Origin of the sequence: Actibacterium sp. (assembly GCF_041584535.1) — a bacterium.
Classification (GTDB): Bacteria; Pseudomonadota; Alphaproteobacteria; order Rhodobacterales; family Rhodobacteraceae; genus Actibacterium_D.
In genome coordinates this window covers 1-17,428 of record NZ_JBFHDW010000016.1, presented here as the reverse complement: position 1 = coordinate 17,428, position 17,428 = coordinate 1, and the positions used below count along the sequence as shown (strand labels likewise).

Sequence of the window (17,428 nt, the reverse complement as noted above, 5' to 3'; positions counted from 1 at the left end):
TCGAACTGGGCAAGCGCAAGATGGTCGGTGGTCAGGAAGACATGATCGTCGACGTGGCGCTGGACATGCTGAAATCCAAGGAGGCCGCCGAATGAGCGACCTGGAAAAAATGGCCGCACCGTCGCGCCACCTGATTGTGGAGCAACTCACAGCCCGTCCATGCTGAACCTGGCACATGGTTTTGGCTACGTGTGATGCCAGGGGCAATGGCGCAGTTTTGTCTTCAACCGCGCGCCAGACATTCCACCCTACTTGGCGCAGACCGGGCCCAGAACGGTTTCGATATGGCGGCGCACGGTGGCCATGTCGGCTTTGGGGTAGTCCCGGCCGGTCATGCGCACCGAATCCACCGAGATCGGCGCCTGGAACGATGTGTCGGAATCCCACGACCGCACCTTGAGCTTCCTCAGGTTCAGCATCCCCGACATGACGTTGAAATTCGACACGTTTTGGCCCGCCTCCGTCAGGTAGAAATCGAAGGTCATCACCGAATTCGGATCGTCGACCTGGCGGCGCAGGGTTGCCATTTTATAGCCCACGGCAAAGGACAGCGGGCGGTCAGAAGCGATATTTTCGTCCAGATAGACGAGGAATTCCAAGGTCGCGTCGCGGTCGGTGACATTCAGAACATCGAACCATTCAACCACCGATCGGGTGACGAAGCCGTTTTTGATCGCCAGTTTGGCGCGGTGGCGCCGGGTGGCATCCCATTGGCCGGTCTTGTCGAACTCGGCATCAAAGATCAGCGCCAGCTTGGTGCCGTGGTCCCTGATCGTGTCAACATGGTCAGAGAAATCCCAGCTCAGCGCGTATTTGCAGCTTTTAGTATCCATCGACAGGGTGAATCTCGAATAGCGATAAGTAAAGAACGAGTTGTCCGCGGAACCAATCTGCCCGCGAACGAATAGATCCGGTGTTTCGCTGACCGGCAGACAGGCCTGAACCAGTTCTTTCCGGCTTTGTACAACGTTGCACAGGCCGGGGATCTGCACCAAGGCGCAGGTCTGAAACTGCGGCGCCAATCCGGGCACGAATTCCTGCAACATGCGCCCCTGTTTTCCAATATCCGCAGGCAATTGCACGTCATTGGCAAAATAGACCAGCCCGTCCGCCAAGCCGTCTTTTAGCGCCGCGACCATGTGGTCCGGTGCCGCTGCGGCCAGCGCCTGAAACTGAGATTGTTTGATTTCGTTCAAGAACGCGAAAGGGTCGTAAACGCGCGCAGTCTGTTCCGAGGTAAAACCCGCCGCTTTGCCGCAAACCACCAGTCCGCTATCGGCAAGCGCGGCGACTGGCAGGCAAATCAGAACAATGAAAATCTTCAAAAAGCGAAGCAAAATACTCTCCTTAAAAATCAACAGTATAATACCCCGATTATGGCCGCACTCACCGATCCGAAACAAGCAGGCCGCAAAGAAAAACCCCGGCGCGGGGGCCGGGGTTTTCAAAGGTCTGGAATTGGCGCCGGGATCAGCGTGGCATGGTCTCGGTCGAGACCGCGCCATCCAGCCCGGTCGAGCCATACAGCCATTGCACGATGTCATACCAGTCTTCGGGCGACTTGTTGGCCATGACCTCGTTCCGCAGCTGCGCATGGGCGCCGGCGGGGTGATAGACGTGCTGGCCGATCTCGCGCGATTGCAGTTGCACGCGGGCGGTGCGGGTGCGGCGCTTGGCCTGATAGGCCTGAAACACCCGCTCGACATCGCCGGACAGGGCCTCCATCTCGGCGGACAGGCACACGGCGTCTTCCATCGCCATACAGGCGCCCTGGGCAAAGTATTGCAGCATCGGATGCGCCGCATCGCCCAACAGCGCAACGCGGCCATCGACCCAGTTGTCGACCGGATCGCGGTCGCACAGCACCCAGAGTTTCCAATCGGTGCCGCGGTCGATGATCTGGCGGGCGACCGGGTTCACATGTTCAAAGCCGCGCGCGACCTCTTCGTGCGACACCGGCAGGCCGGCGACCGGCTTGGGGGCGTCGTTGTGATAGGTCACGACAAGGTTGAACACTTTCCAGCCCGACAGCGGGTAATGCACGATGTGGCATTTCGGACCGGCCCAGAGCGTCGCGGCGTTCCAGCGTAGGTCTTCGGGCATCTGTTCGGTCGGAATGACCGAGCGATAGGTGGTGTGACCCGACACGCGCGGCGCGCCGTCGCCCACCACCCGCTTGCGGATATTCGACCACAGGCCATCGGCGCCGATCAGGGCGCGGCCGGTGACGCGGCTGCCATCGGCCAGAATGGCGGTGGCGGTGCTGGCGTCCTGTTCGTAATCGACGACCTCGGAACTGGTGCGCAGTTCGATCAGGTCATGCGCAACGCAGGCCTTCAGGAACACACCGTGCAGATCGCCGCGATGGATCACCGCATAGGGGTTCTTGAACCGGGCGCGAAAGGCCTCGTCCAGCGGGATGCGGGTGATTTCATCGCCGGAAATCGCATCCATCAGGCGCAGGTTGTCGATATAGACCGCCATGTCGCGGGCCTGATCGCCAACGCCCAGATAGTCAAAGGCGTGAAACGCGTTCGGGCCAAGCTGAATACCGGCCCCGATTTCGCCCAGTTCGGGCGCTTTTTCCAGAACGATCGACGGGACACCCTTTTGGGCCAGTCCCATCGCCGTTGCCAGACCGCCAATGCCACCACCTGCGATGATAACGGGGTTTGCAGTTGTCATGTCTCTCTCCCTGTGGGCCGGGCGATTTACGCCTCGGCGTCGGGCTGTTTGCCCGGTGCGGCTTCGGCGAAGGCCGGCAAAGCCTGACACGCCTGATACACCGCATTTACGCGCGGCATGGTCGACAGATCGACGCCGAACCGGCTTGCCGAGAACACCTGAGGCACCAGACAGATATCAGCCAGCCCCGGCGTGTCGCCAAAGCAGAAATCGCCGCCATGGTCCTGTTTCGCCAGCAAAGCCTCGCACGCCGCCAGACCGTCGCCGATCCAACGCTGGCACCACGCGTCCTTGACCGCCTGATCGGCGCCGAAATTCTCGCCCAGATATTCCAGCACGCGCAGGTTTTGCAGCGGGTGGATGTCGCAGGCGATGATATTGGCGAATGCCCGCGCCAGCGCCCGCTGGTTCATATCCTTGGGCAGGAAGGCGGGGTCGGGGTATTTTTCGTCCAGCCATTCCAGAATGGCCATTGATTGGGTCAGAACGAAATCGCCCTCGGTGATCGTCGGGACCAGAGCCTGCGGATTCAGCGCGGTGTAGTCCGGCTTTTTCTGCTGACCGCCATCCTTGCGCAGGTGGATGGAGGTAAAGTCATACCCTACCCCCTTCAGATTGAACGCGATCCGGCAGCGATAGGCGCTGGAGCTGCGGAAATAACCAAGGAAGTGGATCATTCCTTGTCCCCGATGGTCAGGTCGATCGGATCCAGACCGTCGATGCCGCCGGTGATCTTGTCGCCGGGCAGAACCGCGCCGACGCCCGCCGGGGTGCCGGTCATGATCACGTCGCCGGGGGCAAGGTGATAGTATTTCGACAGATCGGCCACGACCTCATAGCAATTGTGGATCAGGTCTTTCAGATGTGCGTCCTGCTTGACATCGCCGTTTACTTCCAGATGGATGCGCTGTTCGCCCAGTTCACCCAGTTCGGCCGATTTGGTCAGAGCCGAGAACACGGCGGATTTCTCGAAATCCTTGCCCAGATCCCACGGGCGCTGTTTGGCGCGGGCGGCCAGTTGCAGGTCGCGGCGGGTCATGTCCAGACCGCTGCCAAACGCATAGATCGCGGCGGGCGCATCAGCGACCGAGCACCGGAACACCGGCTTGCCGATCACCATGACCAGTTCCATCTCGTAGTGATAGTTCTCGGTGCCGGTCGGATAGGGCACGGTGGCGCCGGTCGGCACGGTGGCCGAGGGGTGCTTGGTGAAATAGAACGGCGCTTCGCGGTCCACTTCGACGCCCATCTCGGCGGCGTGGGCGGCATAGTTGCGGCCGACGCAGAAAATACGGTTCACCGGATAGGCGGCGTCTTCGCCGTTGACCGGGATCGAATAGGTTTTGGGGGCTTCAAACAACAGGCCGCTCATCGGGCGCGCTCCTCATAATATCCAAGTTTTTCCTGAAGCGGACGGTCATGCACACGAATGAGAAAGCTTTCTTCCTCGGCGTGATGATCCAGCGCCGCAAAGACGGGGACCGAGAACGTGTCCTTGGCCGACCATTCGATCAGCTGACCGTCCACCATGGTTTTGCCTTTGCCCTTGATGACATGGAACACCGCGCTGGACGAGACCAGCGGCGGGCGGGCGGTTTCGCCCTTGTTCATCATCATCGCGGTAAAGCCCATGGTCGGCAGCACGTCGCTGCCATTCTCGGGGTTCACATAGTCCAGCTCGACCGGCCGTTCGTCGGTATATTTGGCCATCTGCCGCAAGGCGGCCTCGGTGCGGGACCACGGAAAGCGCATCATCGGATAGCGCCGCGGCGTCGATCCGAATTTGCGTGTAGGGGCAAGCCCGGAGGAAAGATATTCCACCTGGCTTGCGTCGGGTCGATTACGCTGCGCCTGCAACGGCGCCTCCTCCGCGTAAGACCCTTCAAGGTATACGAATAGCGGCAGATCCAGCGCATCCAGCCAGATCACCGGCTCGTCGCCCTCGTGGCCGTGGTCATGCCACTCGCCACCGGGGGTCAGCACCAGATCGCCGTCTTCCATCGGCAGCTTTTCACCATCGACAACGGTGAAACCACCCTTGCCTTCGACGATGATCCGCGCGGCGGACGGGGTGTGTTTGTGGGCGGGGGCGGTTTCGCCCGGCAGCAACAGCTGCATCCCGACATAGATCGAGGCCGTCGCCTGCATCGCGCCAGTGCCGCGGCCCGGATCGGACAGGACCAGAACCCGGCGTTCAGCCTTTTCGACCGGCGTCAGTTCGCCCGCGCGCAACAACAGCGGCTTGAGCGCATCAAAGGTCCAGACCCCGGGCTTGCTGACCGGGTTCGGGCGCCCGTGCGGCAATACATTCCGCATCATCGGCCAAAGCGGGGCGACCCCCGCGGCTGTCATGTCATCGCGGTAATCCTGCGGAAGCTCTTCGAGCGTCCCGAGCTGTTCGCTCATGGCGTATTCTCCCTGCTGCGCGCTGCGTTTCGAATCCCTATTCGTCAGTATGCTTATTATCCGCATGCAAGTCAATTAAGCAATCGACCTCAGACAATGAAATGACATATATAGTTATAGCACATCAATAGTTTGGTCGAGGAATGCTGGAAATCTACAATATGCCGGGACATTACATCCGGCGCATGCACCAGATCGCAGTCTCGGTATTTGCGGATCGAATGGCCCGTGAAGGCCATGATCTGACCCCTGTTCAGTTCGCCGCCATCTCGGCAATCTCATGCAATCCCGGCATAGATCAGGCGACTCTGTCCGGCTTGATCGCCTATGACCGGGTGACAATCGGCGGGGTGATCGACCGGCTTGAACACAAGGGTCTGGTCCGGCGCGACGTGTCGAAACGCGACCGCCGCGCCAAGGTTTTGCACCTGACCGACGCGGGAATCCGCGAATTCGAAGAGATGAAAACCATCGTCCGGTCGCTGCAATCCGACATTCTGGTTGGCCTTACCCCTGAAGAACAAACAACTTTTCTGAACCTGATGCGCAAAGCTGCTGATGCTGGCAATAAACTCAGCCGCGCGCCGCTGCGGATCAACCGCGACTGATCCACCCTGCCCTGCGTGTCGTAATTTCCACGGCGCCAAATATTTATATTCACATACTTGAATTTATATTCAATCTGGTGCATATCAAACTCGACCCGGCCAAAAGCGCCGGAAGGAAAAGGAGTTTTGAGATGAGCCTTGATCGCGTTGTCATGTCGTTTGCCGGTGTTATGGTGCTGGTGTCTGTTGCCCTGTCTTACTACGTGTCGCCGATGTGGCACCTGTTCACGGTGTTCATCGGTCTGAACCTGTTTCAGGCATCGTTCACCGGTTTTTGCCCGGCTGCAAAGATCTTCAAAAAGCTCGGCATCAAATCGGGTTGCGCGTTCAACTGATCTGATCCGCGCACATCCGTTCTGGGAGGAAACCGATGGCCCGTTTTGACCTTACCCGCCGCCGCCTGTTGAAACTGGCCGCGGCGGCGCCTGTCCTGACCCTGCCCGCAGCGCCGGCTTTGGCGCAACTTGGCGGCCCGGTCGCAGGCGGCAATACGGCCCATTACCGGTTTTCTCTGGGGTCAATGACCCTGACCGTGGTTTCGGACGGGTATCTTGGCCTGCCGGTCAATGCCTTGGCGGTGAATGCCAGCGACACCGATGTCGCGGCCTTCCTTCAGGCGCATTATCTGTCGCAGAACGAGAATTACTCGCATACCAACCATCTGGTGATCGACACCGGCAGCGCTGTTGTTCTGGTCGATATCGGCTCGGGCAACCGCTTTATGCCGACCGCGGGGCGGCTGATGGACAACCTGCGCAGCGCCGGTATCGACCCGGCCAGCATCACCCATGTCGTGTTCACCCATGCCCATCCCGATCATATCTGGGGCATCCGCGACGATTTCGACGAGCCGCTTTTGCCGGACGCCGAATATGTCATCGGCGGCGCCGAGCATGACTGGTGGCTGCAAGACGGTCTGGCCAGTTCGGTCGCACCCGAGGATCAGCAATTTGTCGTCGGCGCGGTCAATTCGCTGACCACCGAGGGCGTGGACTGGGTGCGCGGCATGGATGGTTATGAGGTGGTGCCGGGCGTGCGGATGATCGACTCGCCGGGCCATACGCTGAACCATATGAGCATCGTTCTGGAAAGCGACGGCAAGCAGCTGATCGCGCTGGGCGATTGCATGACCCACGCTTATATCAGCGTTGAACGCCCCGACTGGCACAGCGGTCGAGACATCGACGGCGACATGGCCTCGGCCACGCGCAAGCGGTTGCTGGATATGGCGGCGGCGGACCGGATCGCGGTTCTGGGCTATCACTTCCCCTTCCCCGGCGTCGGCCACATCATGCGCGACGGCGACGGCTATCGCTTTGTTCCGGCCATGTGGACCTGGTGACAAGGCCGGGCCGGGTCTCTCCCTCCTCGACACCCGGCCCACCTTATTTCCTTTAGCCGATCATATTGGCGCCGGGCTTGCCCGCCTGTTCGTCATAGTGGCGGCGCAGACGTTGCAGCGCGATCCGCAGCACGATCTTGCCCGAGCGCGCCGACCAGCCCAGACGCTTTTCCGCCGTTTCCATCCCCTCCAGAAAACAACAACAGCGCAGCGCCATATCGCCCAGCCCTGGCCCCAGATCGCGTAGCGCCGCCGCCACCCGGTCACGCGCACCGCGCGCGCCATCGCCCGCGCTGCCGCCGTTAAAGCCGCCGCGATCGCCGCCGGTCAGGAATTTATCCCAGTTCTGCGTTACCCGCGGCCCCATCTGCGCCAGTTCGAAATCTTCACGCAGGCGCTCGCCCGCCGCGACAAGATCGGGGGTCAGGAACGGCCGCCCGGCCTTGTCCTTGCGCCGGGCCAACAGCGCCAGCGGCGATTCCGACACGTTATAGCGCATCTGCTGCACGCCCTGATCCGACATCACCGCCCGCGTGCCCCAATCGCGGTGCTGATCGCCGAACGGGCTGCTGGCCTCGGCGAAACCGGGCTGACCGGCCTTGTCCTGCGCCAGCAGCCGCTTCAGCGCCGCGCGCCCGGCTTGGGTGATCTGATAGGTCATCACCCGGCCCGGCGTCTTGCAGATGATCCAGTCCTTCAGGGCAAAGGCCTCGGCCACCCCGCGCGAGACGACCGCGATCCGGGTGGTATCGCCGCCGGTGGTTTCCTTCAGCACCACCGCCTTTTCCAGATCCGGGGCGATGGCCATGAAGGCCCCGGCCTCGCTGAGACGGCGCAGGATCCGCCGGGCCTCGCGGTTGATCGTTGCCTCATCCTCGGGCTTGGCAGAATTGCGCATGAGAGCTGACATATGGCTTTGGTCCTTTTCGTTTGATGTGCAGAGGCTGTGGCCAAGATCCTGCAACGCAGTATCGACAAGCGGATCGTCGCGGCGCGCCTCAAGCGCGCGCACATGTCTCAGCACCGTTGACGCGTGACAGCCCCTGTCCCGCGCCAAGGCGCGGATCGACCGTCCGGCCACGGTATGTGCCAGATAACAGGCCACCTTGTCGGGCACCCAGCCGGGCAAGCCCCGCCCCCCGCCTGTTGCGTGCGAATGATCCCCTATCACTTGAGCCCCCCGTCGTGATCGGCTGTCGCTGTGTTCGACGAATACACGCTAAGGTTGTGTTCGTTACCAAGTCGTTAAGAGCGACGGCAATTCCTACAATTGTTCCTAAATCATAAACTTTTGCGAAACCTCCGTTCGCAGGATCGAAGCAAAACGCAACACCCGCTTAGGTTGCGTCATTCTGGCGGCGCAATTTCACAAACCGAGGTTTTTCGATGTCCGATCCAATCACCGTGATGAAAGCCCTGCGTCGCCCGCGCCTGTTGATCAGCGCCGCCCGGTTCGGGCTGGGCGATTACCGCCGCGACCGCGACTTGCGGCGGCTGGTCAAGACCCCGCGCCTGCCGATGCCGGATCAGGCGCTAAGCGCATTGCTGGAGCAAGAGGAACGGCTGGAAGAAACCCGGCGCGCCGGGGATGCAGGTTATTCCATCGCCCGCCATGTCGAGGTTCTGATCGCGATGATGGCCGAGGCGCGGCTGCTGCCGCAGGGACCGCGTCCGCAAACCTGATCAGACAAAGGCGTCAGGCTGGCTGGCCTTCTTGCGGGTCACATAATCCTGCAACGCCTCATGCACCGCCGGGTCAAGGCCGGGTCGCTGATAGTCGTTCAGCAACCGCGCCACCCGCACCGAGGCCAGCGCCTCGGTGTCGCGGGCGCCCTCTTCGTCCCATGTCTCGAACGGCTTGTAATCCAGAACATCGCTGCGCCAGAACGCATCCTTGAAATGGGCCTGCGTGTGGGCGCAGCCCAGAAAATGCCCGCCCGGCCCGACCTCGCGCAGCGCATCCATCGCCTGTGCGGCCTCGTCCACCGCCACGCCCTGCGCCAGACGATGCAAAACACCCAATTGATCGGCATCGATGACGAATTTTTCATAGGACGCGACCAGCCCGCCCTCAAGCCAGCCACAGGCATGCAGCATGAAATTCACCCCGCCCAGCAAGGCAGCGTTCAGCGTGTTCGCGCTTTCATAAGCCGCCTGCGCATCCGGCAGCTTGGACCCGCACAGCGCGCCCCCGGACCGGAACGGCAAGCCCAGCCGCCGCGCCAGTTGCCCGGCGCCATACAGGATCTGGCTGGCCTCGGGCGTGCCAAAGGTCGGCGCGCCCGAGTTCATGTCGATCGAGGTCACAAACGCCCCGAAAATCACCGGCGCGCCGGGGCGGACCAACTGGCTATAGGCGACGCCGGCCAGAACCTCGGCCAGCACTTGCGTCAACGTCGCCGCGACCGACACCGGCGCCATCGCGCCGCCGACAATAAACGGCGAGATGATACAGGCCTGCCCGGCGCGGGCGTAAACCTCAAGCGCGCCCATCATCGTGGCGTCAAAGGTCAGCGGCGAGTTGATATTGATCAGCGAAGTCATCACCGCGTTTTCCGCGACGAAATCGGCTCCGAACAGAATCTCGCACATCTCGACCGAATCCTGTGCCCGCGACGGATCAGTGACCGAGCCCATGAACGGTTTATCGGTCAGGGTCATATGCGCCAGCACCATGTCCAGATGGCGCTTGTTCACCGGCACATCGGTCGGCTCGCATACGGTGCCGCCGGAATGGTGCAGCCATTTCGACATATGGCCCAGCTTCACGAAATTATGGAAATCCGCCAGCGTGGCATAGCGCCGCCCGCTGGCATGATCGCGCACGAAGGGCGGGCCATAGACCGGCGCCAGCACCAGACTGCGACCGCCGATCTCGACATTGCGCGCGGGGTTGCGGGCGTGTTGGGTAAAGCGGCCCGGCGCGGTGGCGCACAGGCTGCGGGCCAGACCGCGCGGGATATGCACCCGGTCGCCGCGAATATCGGCACCGGCGGCGCGCCACAGGTTCAGCGCACCCGGATTGTCGGTGAACATCACTCCGATTTCTTCCAGAACGGTTTCGGCATTGGCCTCGATGATGGCGATGGCCTCGGCGTCCAGAATCTCGAGATCGGGAATGCGGCGTTCGATAAACCGGGCCACCTCAAAGCTGGGCGCCGAGCGCGCCGCGCGCCGTGCCGCACCTCCGCCCGCGCGGCCTCTGCTTCTGCCTTCCGCCATCCCCGCCTCCGACCTGCCGCCTGTTTGGCCCGTTTTACCATCGCGCGGCGCCGGAAAACATAAATTTGCGTCACTCCGCCCGCCAAGAACGACATTGCGCACGCGCACCTCTTGCGCGGGCCGCGGCCCCGCCCTATTAGCCACAGCATGAGCACCGCATCCCATGACCGCCTTCTGATTATCGACTTTGGCAGCCAGGTTACGCAGCTGATTGCGCGTCGCCTGCGCGAGCTGAATGTCTATTGCGAAATCCACCCCTTCCAGAAAGTCACCGACGCGTTTTTGGCCGAGTTCGCGCCGAAAGCGGTGATCTTCTCGGGCGGCCCGGCCAGCGTCATCGACGACGGCTCGCCGCGCCCGCCGGCATCGGTGTTCGATCTGGGGGTGCCGATCCTTGGCATCTGCTATGGTCAACAGGTGATGATGCAGATGCTGGGCGGCAAGGTTGAACGCGGCCACGGCACTGCTGAATTCGGCCGCGCCTATGTCACCCCGACGGCTGACCGCATCGACCTGCTGAACGGATGGTTCTTCGAAGAAAAAGAACAGGTCTGGATGAGCCACGGCGACCACGTCTCGGCCATCGCGCCGGGGTTTCAGGTCTATGGCACCTCGCCCAATGCGCCCTTCGCCATCACCGCTGATCTGAGCCGCAATTTCTTTGCCGTTCAGTTCCACCCCGAGGTGCACCACACCCCGAACGGCAAGACCCTGTATGAGAACTTTATCCGTCTGGCCGGGTTTACCGGCGACTGGACCATGGGCGCCTACAAGGACGAGGCCATCCGCCTGATCCGCGAACAGGTCGGCGACAAAAAAGTCATCTGCGGCCTGTCGGGCGGCGTTGACAGCTCGGTCGCGGCGGTGCTGATCCACGAGGCCATCGGCGACCAGTTGACTTGCGTTTTCGTCGATCACGGCCTGCTGCGCCTGAACGAGGGCGCCGAGGTCGTGAAGATGTTCCGCGACCATTACAACATGCCGCTGATCCATGCCGAGGAATCCGAACTGTTCCTTGGCGCGCTGGAAGGCGTCAGCGACCCCGAGGTCAAACGCAAGACCATCGGCAAGCTGTTCATCGACGTGTTCCAGAAATACGCCAACGAAATCGACGGCGCTGAATTTCTGGCACAGGGCACGCTGTATCCGGATGTGATCGAATCGGTCAGCTTCTCGGGCGGCCCGTCGGTGACGATCAAATCGCACCACAACGTCGGCGGCCTGCCGGAAAAGATGGGCCTGAAACTGGTCGAGCCGCTGCGCGAGCTGTTCAAGGACGAGGTTCGCGCGCTGGGTCACGAACTGGGCCTGCCAGCCAGCTTTATCGGCCGCCACCCGTTCCCCGGACCGGGCCTTGCCATCCGCTGCCCCGGTGAAATCACCCGCGAAAAGCTGGAAATCCTGCGCCATGCCGATGCGGTCTATATCGACCAGATCCGCAAGCACGATCTCTATGATGAAATCTGGCAGGCCTTCGTCGCCATTCTGCCGGTGCGCACCGTCGGTGTGATGGGCGATGGCCGCACCTATGATTACGCTTGCGCGCTACGGGCGGTGACCTCGGTCGATGGGATGACGGCGGATTACTATCCGTTCAGCCACGAATTCCTTGGCGAGACCGCGACCCGGATCATCAACGAGGTCAAAGGCATCAACCGCGTGACCTATGACGTGACCAGCAAACCGCCGGGCACGATCGAGTGGGAATGATCCGGCCGGTTTTCGCCGACTAGACCAAAGACACGGGCAAGTTGTTGCCGGTCCGGGCGGAAATAGAGCTTTCGTTTATTGCTGCCGGGGTCGATTCCTGTGAAATGCCGCTCTCGGAAACGACGGGAACGGACATGAACAAGGTTTCTCAAACCAGCGTATTTTCACCCCTGCTGCGGAAAATCCCGACGCGCAAGCGCCGGGACACGCGCCGCACGCCGCTGTTCGAAGGCGACGAGGCGCTGTTCATCGACATCCTGAACCAGACCCGCGTTTATGGTGAATACGGTTGCGGCGCCTCGACGATCTGGGTCGCCCGCAACACCGGCTGCGCGATCCGCGGTGTGGATACCAGCCGGGTCTGGATCGACACCGTCGCCGCCGCCTGCACGGACCGCGCTGATATCGACCTGCACCACAGCGATCTGGGCGATCTGGGTGATTGGGGCCGTCCGGTCAGCTATTCCAAGGCCCGCGATTTTCCCGATTACACCGATTGGCTGTGGCGCTCTGGCGCCCGGCCCGACACGGTGCTGATCGACGGGCGGTTCCGGGTCTGCTGTTTCATGACCTCGGTTCTGAATGCCGATCCCGGCACGCGGCTGATCCTTGACGATTACACCAACCGGCCGTGGTATCACATCGTCGAGGACATCCTGCCCGTGGCCCGGACCTGTGGCCGTCAGGCGCTGTTTCAGGTGCCCGGCCCCGGCGCCATCGACCGCGCCCGCGCCACCGATCTGGTCGAGAAATTCCGCTATGTGTTCGACTAGGCCCGCCGCCGCAATCTGACCCGGCGTCCCAGCGCGTCACGGGCCTTTCCTTTGCCTCGGCCTGCCCGTAGGCTGCCCCGGCCTGATGCAGGGAAACCCGATGACCGCCACGCCCGCCCTACCCGCCATTCTGCGGGCCGCGTTCTGGATGTCCGGCGCGATCGCGTCGTTTTCGACCATGGCCGTGGCCGGGCGCTTTGTCCGGGTCGAACTGGACACGTTCGAGCTGATGACCTGCCGCTCGCTGGTCGGGCTTCTGATCGTGCTCACCGTTGCCACCGCCACCGGCAAGCTGCACCAGATCAACCGCCAAAAGCTGGGCCTGCATCTGCTGCGCAATATCAGCCATTTCACCGGACAGAACCTGTGGTTCTTTGCCCTGACCCTGATCCCGCTGGCGCAGCTTTTCGCGCTGGAGTTCACCACGCCGCTGTGGGTCACCCTGCTGGCGCCGGTCTTTCTGGCCGAGGCCCTGACCCGCACCCGCCTGATCGCGGCACTGATCGGGTTCGCGGGGGTGCTGATTGTCACCCATCCCGACCCGACCAACCTGAACCCCGGCATCATCGCCGCCGCCCTATGCGCGATCGGCTTTGCAGGGTCGGTCATCGCCACCAAGCGCCTGACCCGCACCGCGACGATCACCTGCATCATGTTCTGGCTGACCGGAATGCAGGCGGTCTTCGGGCTGGTCTGCGGCTATATTGATGGCGCGTTTACCTGGCCGTCGCTGGCGATCCTGCATTGGGTGGTTCTGGTCGGCATCGCGGGGCTGGCCGGGCATTTCTGCCTGACCCAAGCGCTGAACGTCGCGCAGGCGGGCGTGGTGATGCCGATGGACTTTGTCCGGCTGCCGGCAATCGCGGTGGTGGGGATGCTGCTGTATGGCGAGCCGCTGGAATGGGCGCTTTTGCTGGGCGGTTCGTTGATTTTCCTTGGCAACCTGTTGAACATCCGCTCGGAAACCCGCGCCCGCCGGGCGCAAACCATTTGACCAGACCCGGCCCTGTGGCTAGGACACCGGCACCAATTCGGGGATCGGACATGCGATATTCATCAGCGAACGACTGGAATGAGGCCGCGCAAAAGCGCGTGTTGTTGTTTGGCATGTCCGGGCTGGGCAAGACCTATCTGTCGAACCTGCTGCGCGACAGCGGCGACTGGTTTCATTACTCGGTCGATTACCGCATCGGCACCCGCTACATGGGCGAATACATCGCTGATAACTTCAAACGCGAGGCGATGCGCGTGCCGTTGCTGCGCGAGCTGCTGATGACCGATAGCGTCTATATCGCCTCGAACATCACGTTCGAGAACCTCGCCCCCCTGTCGACCTATCTGGGCAAGCCCGGCAATCCGGCTTTGGGCGGCCTGCCGTTCGACGAATACATGAAGCGTCAGGAAGAGCATCGCGTGTCCGAGATCGCGGCGCTGCTGGATACGCCGCATTTCATCGAGCGCGCGCATGACCTTTATGGCTATGACAATTTCGTCTGCGATACCGGCGGCTCGATCGGCGAGGTCGTCGACCCCGAAGACGAAAACGACGCGGTGCTGCGCGCCCTGTCGGACAACCTGTTGATGGTCTGGATCGAAGGCAGCGACGATCACACCGCCGAGCTGATCCGCCGTTTTGATCGCGCACCCAAGCCGATGTATTACCAGCCGCAATTCCTGCATGACGCATGGGCGGAATATCTGGCGCTGGAAGGCGTGGCCGAAGATCAGGTCAATCCCGACGCCTTTGTGCGCTGGACCTATGCCCGCGCGCTGGCCCATCGCCAGCCGCGCTATGCCGCCATGGCCCGCAATTGGGGCGTCAAGGTCAGCGCCCATGACGTCGCCCGCGTCAAAACGCCGGGTGATTTTCAGGCCCTGATCGCCGCTGCCCTTGAGGCCAACTGAAAAACACCCTATCTCAGCACTCTTACCCCAATCAGGACCCTTGCCCCATGCCGATCAAGCTGCCCGCCAACCTGCCTGCCTTCGACGTGCTGACGCGCGAAGGGGTCATGGTCATGGAAGAAGGCCGGGCCAGCCATCAGGACATTCGCCCGCTGCGGATCGGCCTGTTGAACCTGATGCCGAAAAAGATTCAGACCGAAACCCAATTCGCCCGGCTGATCGGATCGACGCCGTTGCAGATCGAACTGTCCTTGATCCGCATGACCGAACACGAGACCCGCAACACCGCCGCCGAGCATATGGCCGAATTCTATCGCCCCTTTGCCGATGTCGCTGCCACGGGCGAGAAATTCGATGGTCTGATCATCACCGGCGCCCCGATCGAGCATCTGGACTTTCAGGATGTGACCTATTGGGACGAGATGGAGCAGGTGTTTGACTGGACCCAAGGCCATGTCCAGTCGACCTTTGGCGTCTGCTGGGGCGGCATGGCGATGATCAATCATTTCCACGGCGTGAAAAAGCACCTGCTGGATCACAAGGCCTTTGGCTGTTTCCGGCAAAAGAACCTTGCGCCCTCGTCGCCCTATCTGCGCGGGTTCTCGGACGATTGCGTGATCCCGGTCAGCCGCTGGACCGAAATGAAGCAAGATGAAATCGACGCTGTGCCGGCCCTGAAAACCCTGCTGGGCAGCGACGAGGTCGGCCCTTGTCTGGTCGAAGATACCGCCCACCGGGCGCTGTATATCTTTAACCATTTCGAATATGACAGCGACACGCTGAAACAGGAATACGACCGCGACGTGGCCAATGGCACGCCGATCAACGTGCCGCTGAACTATTATCCCGATGACAATCCTGCGATGCCGCCGCAAAATCGCTGGAGAAGTCACGCGCACCTTCTATATGGCAACTGGATCAATGAGATTTATCAGTCCACGCCATATGAAATCGGGAAAATTGGCCTTTAGCATCCTGACCCTCGCCGCCCTGACCGCTGTCGGGGCCAGCTATACCCATCACCGCGCCACCACGCGCGAGCGTGCCGCGATGGCCGCCTATCCGCCCGAGGGTCAGTTCCTGACCGTGGACGGGGTGCAGATGCACGCGGTGGTTCAGGGCAGCGGTCCCGATCTGGTGTTGATCCATGGCTCGTCGGGATCGGTGCGGGATTTCACCTTTGGCCTGACCGCGCAACTGGCCCGGCGCTATCGCGTCATCTCCATCGACCGCCCCGGTCTGGGGTGGAGCGCCCCGGCCCCCGGCGGTGAAAGCCTGGCCACGCAGGCCCGGCTGCTGCGGGCCGCCGCCGCGCAATTGGGGGCCGAACGGCCGATCGTGCTGGGCCAAAGCTATGGCGGGTCGGTGGCGCTGGCATGGGCATTGCAGGCGCCACAGGACATTGCCGCGCTGGTGTTGCTGGCCACGCCCTCGCACCCGTGGGACAGCGGGCTAAGCAGGTTTTACAAGGTCACCTCGCACCCATTAGGCGCCCGGCTGGTGGTGCCGCTGCTGACCGCCTTTGTCCCGCGCGAAAAGGTCATGCGCGAGGTCGAATCCGTCTTTGCCCCGCAAACCGCCCCCGATGGCTATGCTGACCATTTCGGCCCCGGCATGACCCTGCGCCGGTTATCGCTGCGCGCCAATGCCCGGCAGCGCGCCGCGCTGAAGGATGAAATCCTGACTATGGTGCCGCGTTATCCCGGCCTTGAAATGCCTGCCGAACTGGTTCACGGCACCGCTGACACCACGGTCGGCCTGTCGATCCACGCGGAAAAACTGTTGGCCGATATGCCGAACGCGGTGCTGACCCGCCTGCCCGGCATCGGCCATATGCCTCATCATTCTGCCCCGGATCAGGTGATCGCCGCCATCGACCGCGCCGCCATCCGCGCCGGATTGCGCTAAGCCGTGCAATCGCGATACTAAGGCGGAATGTAAGGAGGTTTCACATGTCTCTGCCCTTTGACGGCGCCATCAGCCGCTTTTTCGCCGAAGAAGCACCCGAAACGGTGCGTCAGGCGATCCTGACCGCCGATGGCAAGGATATGCTGACCCCCAGTTACCCCTATGACCAACGCCTGCCGCGCGGCGCTTATGAGGATTTGATGGCGGCGCTGCAGATCGAACTGGTCAAGCTGCAGGCCCATGTCAAAGACAGCGGCAAGCGCGTGGCCGTGGTGTTCGAAGGCCGGGATGCTGCCGGAAAAGGTGGCACAATCAATCGGTTCCAGGAAAACCTTAATCCTCGCATCGCGCGGGTTGTGGCGCTGCCGAAACCCACTGACCGCGAGGCGTCGCAATGGTATTTCCAGCGCTATGTGCAACAACTGCCCGCCGGAGGCGAAATCGCCTTGTTCGACCGCAGTTGGTATAACCGCGGCGTGGTCGAGCATGTGTTCGGCTTTTGCACCGCGCCCCAGCGCGACCGGTTTTTCCGCCAATTGCCCGAGTTCGAGGAAATGCTGGTCGAAGAAGGCATCACCCTTGTCAAACTCTGGCTGAACGTCGGTCGCGCCGAACAGTTGCGGCGATTTCTGGCACGTGAAAAAGACCCGCTAAAGCAATGGAAACTCAGCTGGATTGACGTTGAGGGCCTGAAAAAATGGGACGCCTATACGGATGCAATTTCCCAGACCCTGACGCGATCGCATTTCATCGATGCGCCATGGACGGTGATCCGCTCGGATGACAAACGCCGCGCCCGGATCGCCGCGCTTCAGCAGGTGCTGTGCGCCGTCGATTACCCTGACAAGAACCGGAACGCGGTCCAGACC

19 protein-coding genes are annotated in these 17,428 nt (G+C 61.9%); 12 read left to right on the top strand and 7 right to left on the bottom strand.

Annotation, left to right across the window (positions count from 1 at the left end; translation table 11 throughout):
- Positions 1 to 5 precede the first annotated feature (5 nt).
- Positions 6 to 95, top strand: coding sequence for a hypothetical protein (locus ABYW26_RS01705; protein WP_372602984.1), 90 nt, complete (start codon positions 6 to 8; stop codon positions 93 to 95).
- Between the two features lie 153 nt (positions 96 to 248).
- Here ABYW26_RS01705 and ABYW26_RS01700 read toward each other — a convergent pair whose 3' ends face one another.
- From ABYW26_RS01700 to ABYW26_RS01680, 5 genes are all read right to left on the bottom strand, one after another.
- On the bottom strand, positions 249 to 1,337 hold the full coding sequence (locus ABYW26_RS01700; RefSeq protein ID WP_372602982.1) for a hypothetical protein: 1,089 nt from the start codon (positions 1,335 to 1,337) through the stop codon (positions 249 to 251).
- Positions 1,338 to 1,470: 133 nt separating this feature from the next.
- Complete coding sequence (locus tag ABYW26_RS01695) at positions 1,471 to 2,685, bottom strand: 3-hydroxybenzoate 6-monooxygenase (protein ID WP_372602981.1); 1,215 nt, start codon at positions 2,683 to 2,685, stop codon at positions 1,471 to 1,473.
- A 26-nt stretch (positions 2,686 to 2,711) separates the two neighbouring features.
- Positions 2,712 to 3,362, bottom strand: a complete 651-nt coding sequence (maiA, locus tag ABYW26_RS01690; RefSeq protein WP_372602980.1) for a maleylacetoacetate isomerase — start codon at positions 3,360 to 3,362, stop codon at positions 2,712 to 2,714.
- The gene (locus ABYW26_RS01685; RefSeq protein WP_372602979.1) at positions 3,359 to 4,057 is read right to left on the bottom strand and encodes a fumarylacetoacetate hydrolase family protein; all 699 of its coding nucleotides are present in this window, start codon (positions 4,055 to 4,057) and stop codon (positions 3,359 to 3,361) included. The genes maiA and ABYW26_RS01685 overlap by 4 nt, the downstream gene beginning before the upstream one ends.
- Positions 4,054 to 5,091, bottom strand: a complete 1,038-nt coding sequence (locus ABYW26_RS01680; RefSeq protein ID WP_372602977.1) for a cupin domain-containing protein — start codon at positions 5,089 to 5,091, stop codon at positions 4,054 to 4,056. The genes ABYW26_RS01685 and ABYW26_RS01680 overlap by 4 nt, the downstream gene beginning before the upstream one ends.
- Before the next feature lie 143 nt (positions 5,092 to 5,234).
- Here ABYW26_RS01680 and ABYW26_RS01675 point away from each other — a divergent pair, with 143 nt between their 5' ends.
- The 3 genes from ABYW26_RS01675 (at position 5,235) to ABYW26_RS01665 (ending at position 7,041) form a co-directional block, all read left to right on the top strand.
- Positions 5,235 to 5,699, top strand: coding sequence for a MarR family winged helix-turn-helix transcriptional regulator (locus ABYW26_RS01675; protein WP_372602976.1), 465 nt, complete (start codon positions 5,235 to 5,237; stop codon positions 5,697 to 5,699).
- 131 nt (positions 5,700 to 5,830) lie between these two features.
- Positions 5,831 to 6,034, top strand: a complete 204-nt coding sequence (locus ABYW26_RS01670) for a DUF2892 domain-containing protein (protein WP_372602975.1) — start codon at positions 5,831 to 5,833, stop codon at positions 6,032 to 6,034.
- Between the two features lie 35 nt (positions 6,035 to 6,069).
- Positions 6,070 to 7,041 carry an MBL fold metallo-hydrolase gene (locus ABYW26_RS01665; protein ID WP_372602973.1) on the top strand — a complete coding sequence of 324 codons (972 nt, stop codon included), beginning with the start codon at positions 6,070 to 6,072 and terminating at the stop codon, positions 7,039 to 7,041.
- A 52-nt stretch (positions 7,042 to 7,093) separates the two neighbouring features.
- Here ABYW26_RS01665 and ABYW26_RS01660 read toward each other — a convergent pair whose 3' ends face one another.
- A complete protein-coding gene (locus ABYW26_RS01660) occupies positions 7,094 to 8,170 on the bottom strand; it encodes a DUF6456 domain-containing protein (protein ID WP_372602972.1) in 1,077 nt (358 codons plus the stop codon).
- 257 nt (positions 8,171 to 8,427) lie between these two features.
- Between ABYW26_RS01660 and ABYW26_RS01655 the strand changes: the two genes are divergently transcribed.
- Complete coding sequence (locus tag ABYW26_RS01655; RefSeq protein ID WP_372602971.1) at positions 8,428 to 8,724, top strand: DUF6477 family protein; 297 nt, start codon at positions 8,428 to 8,430, stop codon at positions 8,722 to 8,724.
- On the opposite strand, the gene ABYW26_RS01650 is transcribed toward ABYW26_RS01655, so the two are convergent.
- Positions 8,725 to 10,263 carry a trimethylamine methyltransferase family protein gene (locus tag ABYW26_RS01650; protein WP_372602969.1) on the bottom strand — a complete coding sequence of 513 codons (1,539 nt, stop codon included), beginning with the start codon at positions 10,261 to 10,263 and terminating at the stop codon, positions 8,725 to 8,727.
- Between the two features lie 147 nt (positions 10,264 to 10,410).
- Here ABYW26_RS01650 and guaA point away from each other — a divergent pair, with 147 nt between their 5' ends.
- The 7 genes from guaA to ppk2 form a co-directional block, all read left to right on the top strand.
- Positions 10,411 to 11,973 (top strand): glutamine-hydrolyzing GMP synthase, encoded by a 1,563-nt coding sequence (gene guaA, locus ABYW26_RS01645; protein WP_372602968.1) that lies wholly within the window; start codon positions 10,411 to 10,413, stop codon positions 11,971 to 11,973.
- A 134-nt stretch (positions 11,974 to 12,107) separates the two neighbouring features.
- On the top strand, positions 12,108 to 12,746 hold the full coding sequence (locus ABYW26_RS01640; protein ID WP_372602967.1) for a hypothetical protein: 639 nt from the start codon (positions 12,108 to 12,110) through the stop codon (positions 12,744 to 12,746).
- Between the two features lie 100 nt (positions 12,747 to 12,846).
- Positions 12,847 to 13,740 (top strand): DMT family transporter, encoded by an 894-nt coding sequence (locus ABYW26_RS01635; RefSeq protein WP_372602966.1) that lies wholly within the window; start codon positions 12,847 to 12,849, stop codon positions 13,738 to 13,740.
- A 50-nt stretch (positions 13,741 to 13,790) separates the two neighbouring features.
- Complete coding sequence (locus ABYW26_RS01630; protein ID WP_372602965.1) at positions 13,791 to 14,651, top strand: ATPase; 861 nt, start codon at positions 13,791 to 13,793, stop codon at positions 14,649 to 14,651.
- 47 nt (positions 14,652 to 14,698) lie between these two features.
- Positions 14,699 to 15,622: a homoserine O-succinyltransferase gene (gene metA / locus ABYW26_RS01625; protein WP_372602964.1), complete on the top strand. Its 924-nt coding sequence runs from the start codon at positions 14,699 to 14,701 to the stop codon at positions 15,620 to 15,622.
- Complete coding sequence (locus ABYW26_RS01620) at positions 15,612 to 16,559, top strand: alpha/beta fold hydrolase (protein ID WP_372602963.1); 948 nt, start codon at positions 15,612 to 15,614, stop codon at positions 16,557 to 16,559. The genes metA and ABYW26_RS01620 overlap by 11 nt, the downstream gene beginning before the upstream one ends.
- 44 nt (positions 16,560 to 16,603) lie before the next feature.
- Positions 16,604 to 17,428, top strand: an 825-nt coding sequence (gene ppk2 / locus ABYW26_RS01615; RefSeq protein ID WP_372602962.1) for a polyphosphate kinase 2, incomplete at its 3' end; no start/stop codon positions are given.

Bases quoted from the DNA above. Each gene is read 5' to 3' on its own strand.
- ABYW26_RS01655 (WP_372602971.1), top strand. From the start codon at position 8,428: ATGTCCGATCCAATCACCGTGATGAAAGCCCTGCGTCGCCCGCGCCTG.
- ABYW26_RS01680 (WP_372602977.1), bottom strand. From the start codon at position 5,091: ATGAGCGAACAGCTCGGGACGCTCGAAGAGCTTCCGCAGGATTACCGC.
- ABYW26_RS01675 (WP_372602976.1), top strand. From the start codon at position 5,235: ATGCTGGAAATCTACAATATGCCGGGACATTACATCCGGCGCATGCAC.
- ABYW26_RS01640 (WP_372602967.1), top strand. From the start codon at position 12,108: ATGAACAAGGTTTCTCAAACCAGCGTATTTTCACCCCTGCTGCGGAAA.
- maiA (WP_372602980.1), bottom strand. From the start codon at position 3,362: ATGATCCACTTCCTTGGTTATTTCCGCAGCTCCAGCGCCTATCGCTGC.
- ABYW26_RS01670 (WP_372602975.1), top strand. From the start codon at position 5,831: ATGAGCCTTGATCGCGTTGTCATGTCGTTTGCCGGTGTTATGGTGCTG.
- ABYW26_RS01650 (WP_372602969.1), bottom strand. From the start codon at position 10,263: ATGGCGGAAGGCAGAAGCAGAGGCCGCGCGGGCGGAGGTGCGGCACGG.
- ABYW26_RS01695 (WP_372602981.1), bottom strand. From the start codon at position 2,685: ATGACAACTGCAAACCCCGTTATCATCGCAGGTGGTGGCATTGGCGGT.
- ABYW26_RS01685 (WP_372602979.1), bottom strand. From the start codon at position 4,057: ATGAGCGGCCTGTTGTTTGAAGCCCCCAAAACCTATTCGATCCCGGTC.
- guaA (WP_372602968.1), top strand. From the start codon at position 10,411: ATGAGCACCGCATCCCATGACCGCCTTCTGATTATCGACTTTGGCAGC.
- metA (WP_372602964.1), top strand. From the start codon at position 14,699: ATGCCGATCAAGCTGCCCGCCAACCTGCCTGCCTTCGACGTGCTGACG.
- ABYW26_RS01665 (WP_372602973.1), top strand. From the start codon at position 6,070: ATGGCCCGTTTTGACCTTACCCGCCGCCGCCTGTTGAAACTGGCCGCG.
- ABYW26_RS01630 (WP_372602965.1), top strand. From the start codon at position 13,791: ATGCGATATTCATCAGCGAACGACTGGAATGAGGCCGCGCAAAAGCGC.
- ABYW26_RS01635 (WP_372602966.1), top strand. From the start codon at position 12,847: ATGACCGCCACGCCCGCCCTACCCGCCATTCTGCGGGCCGCGTTCTGG.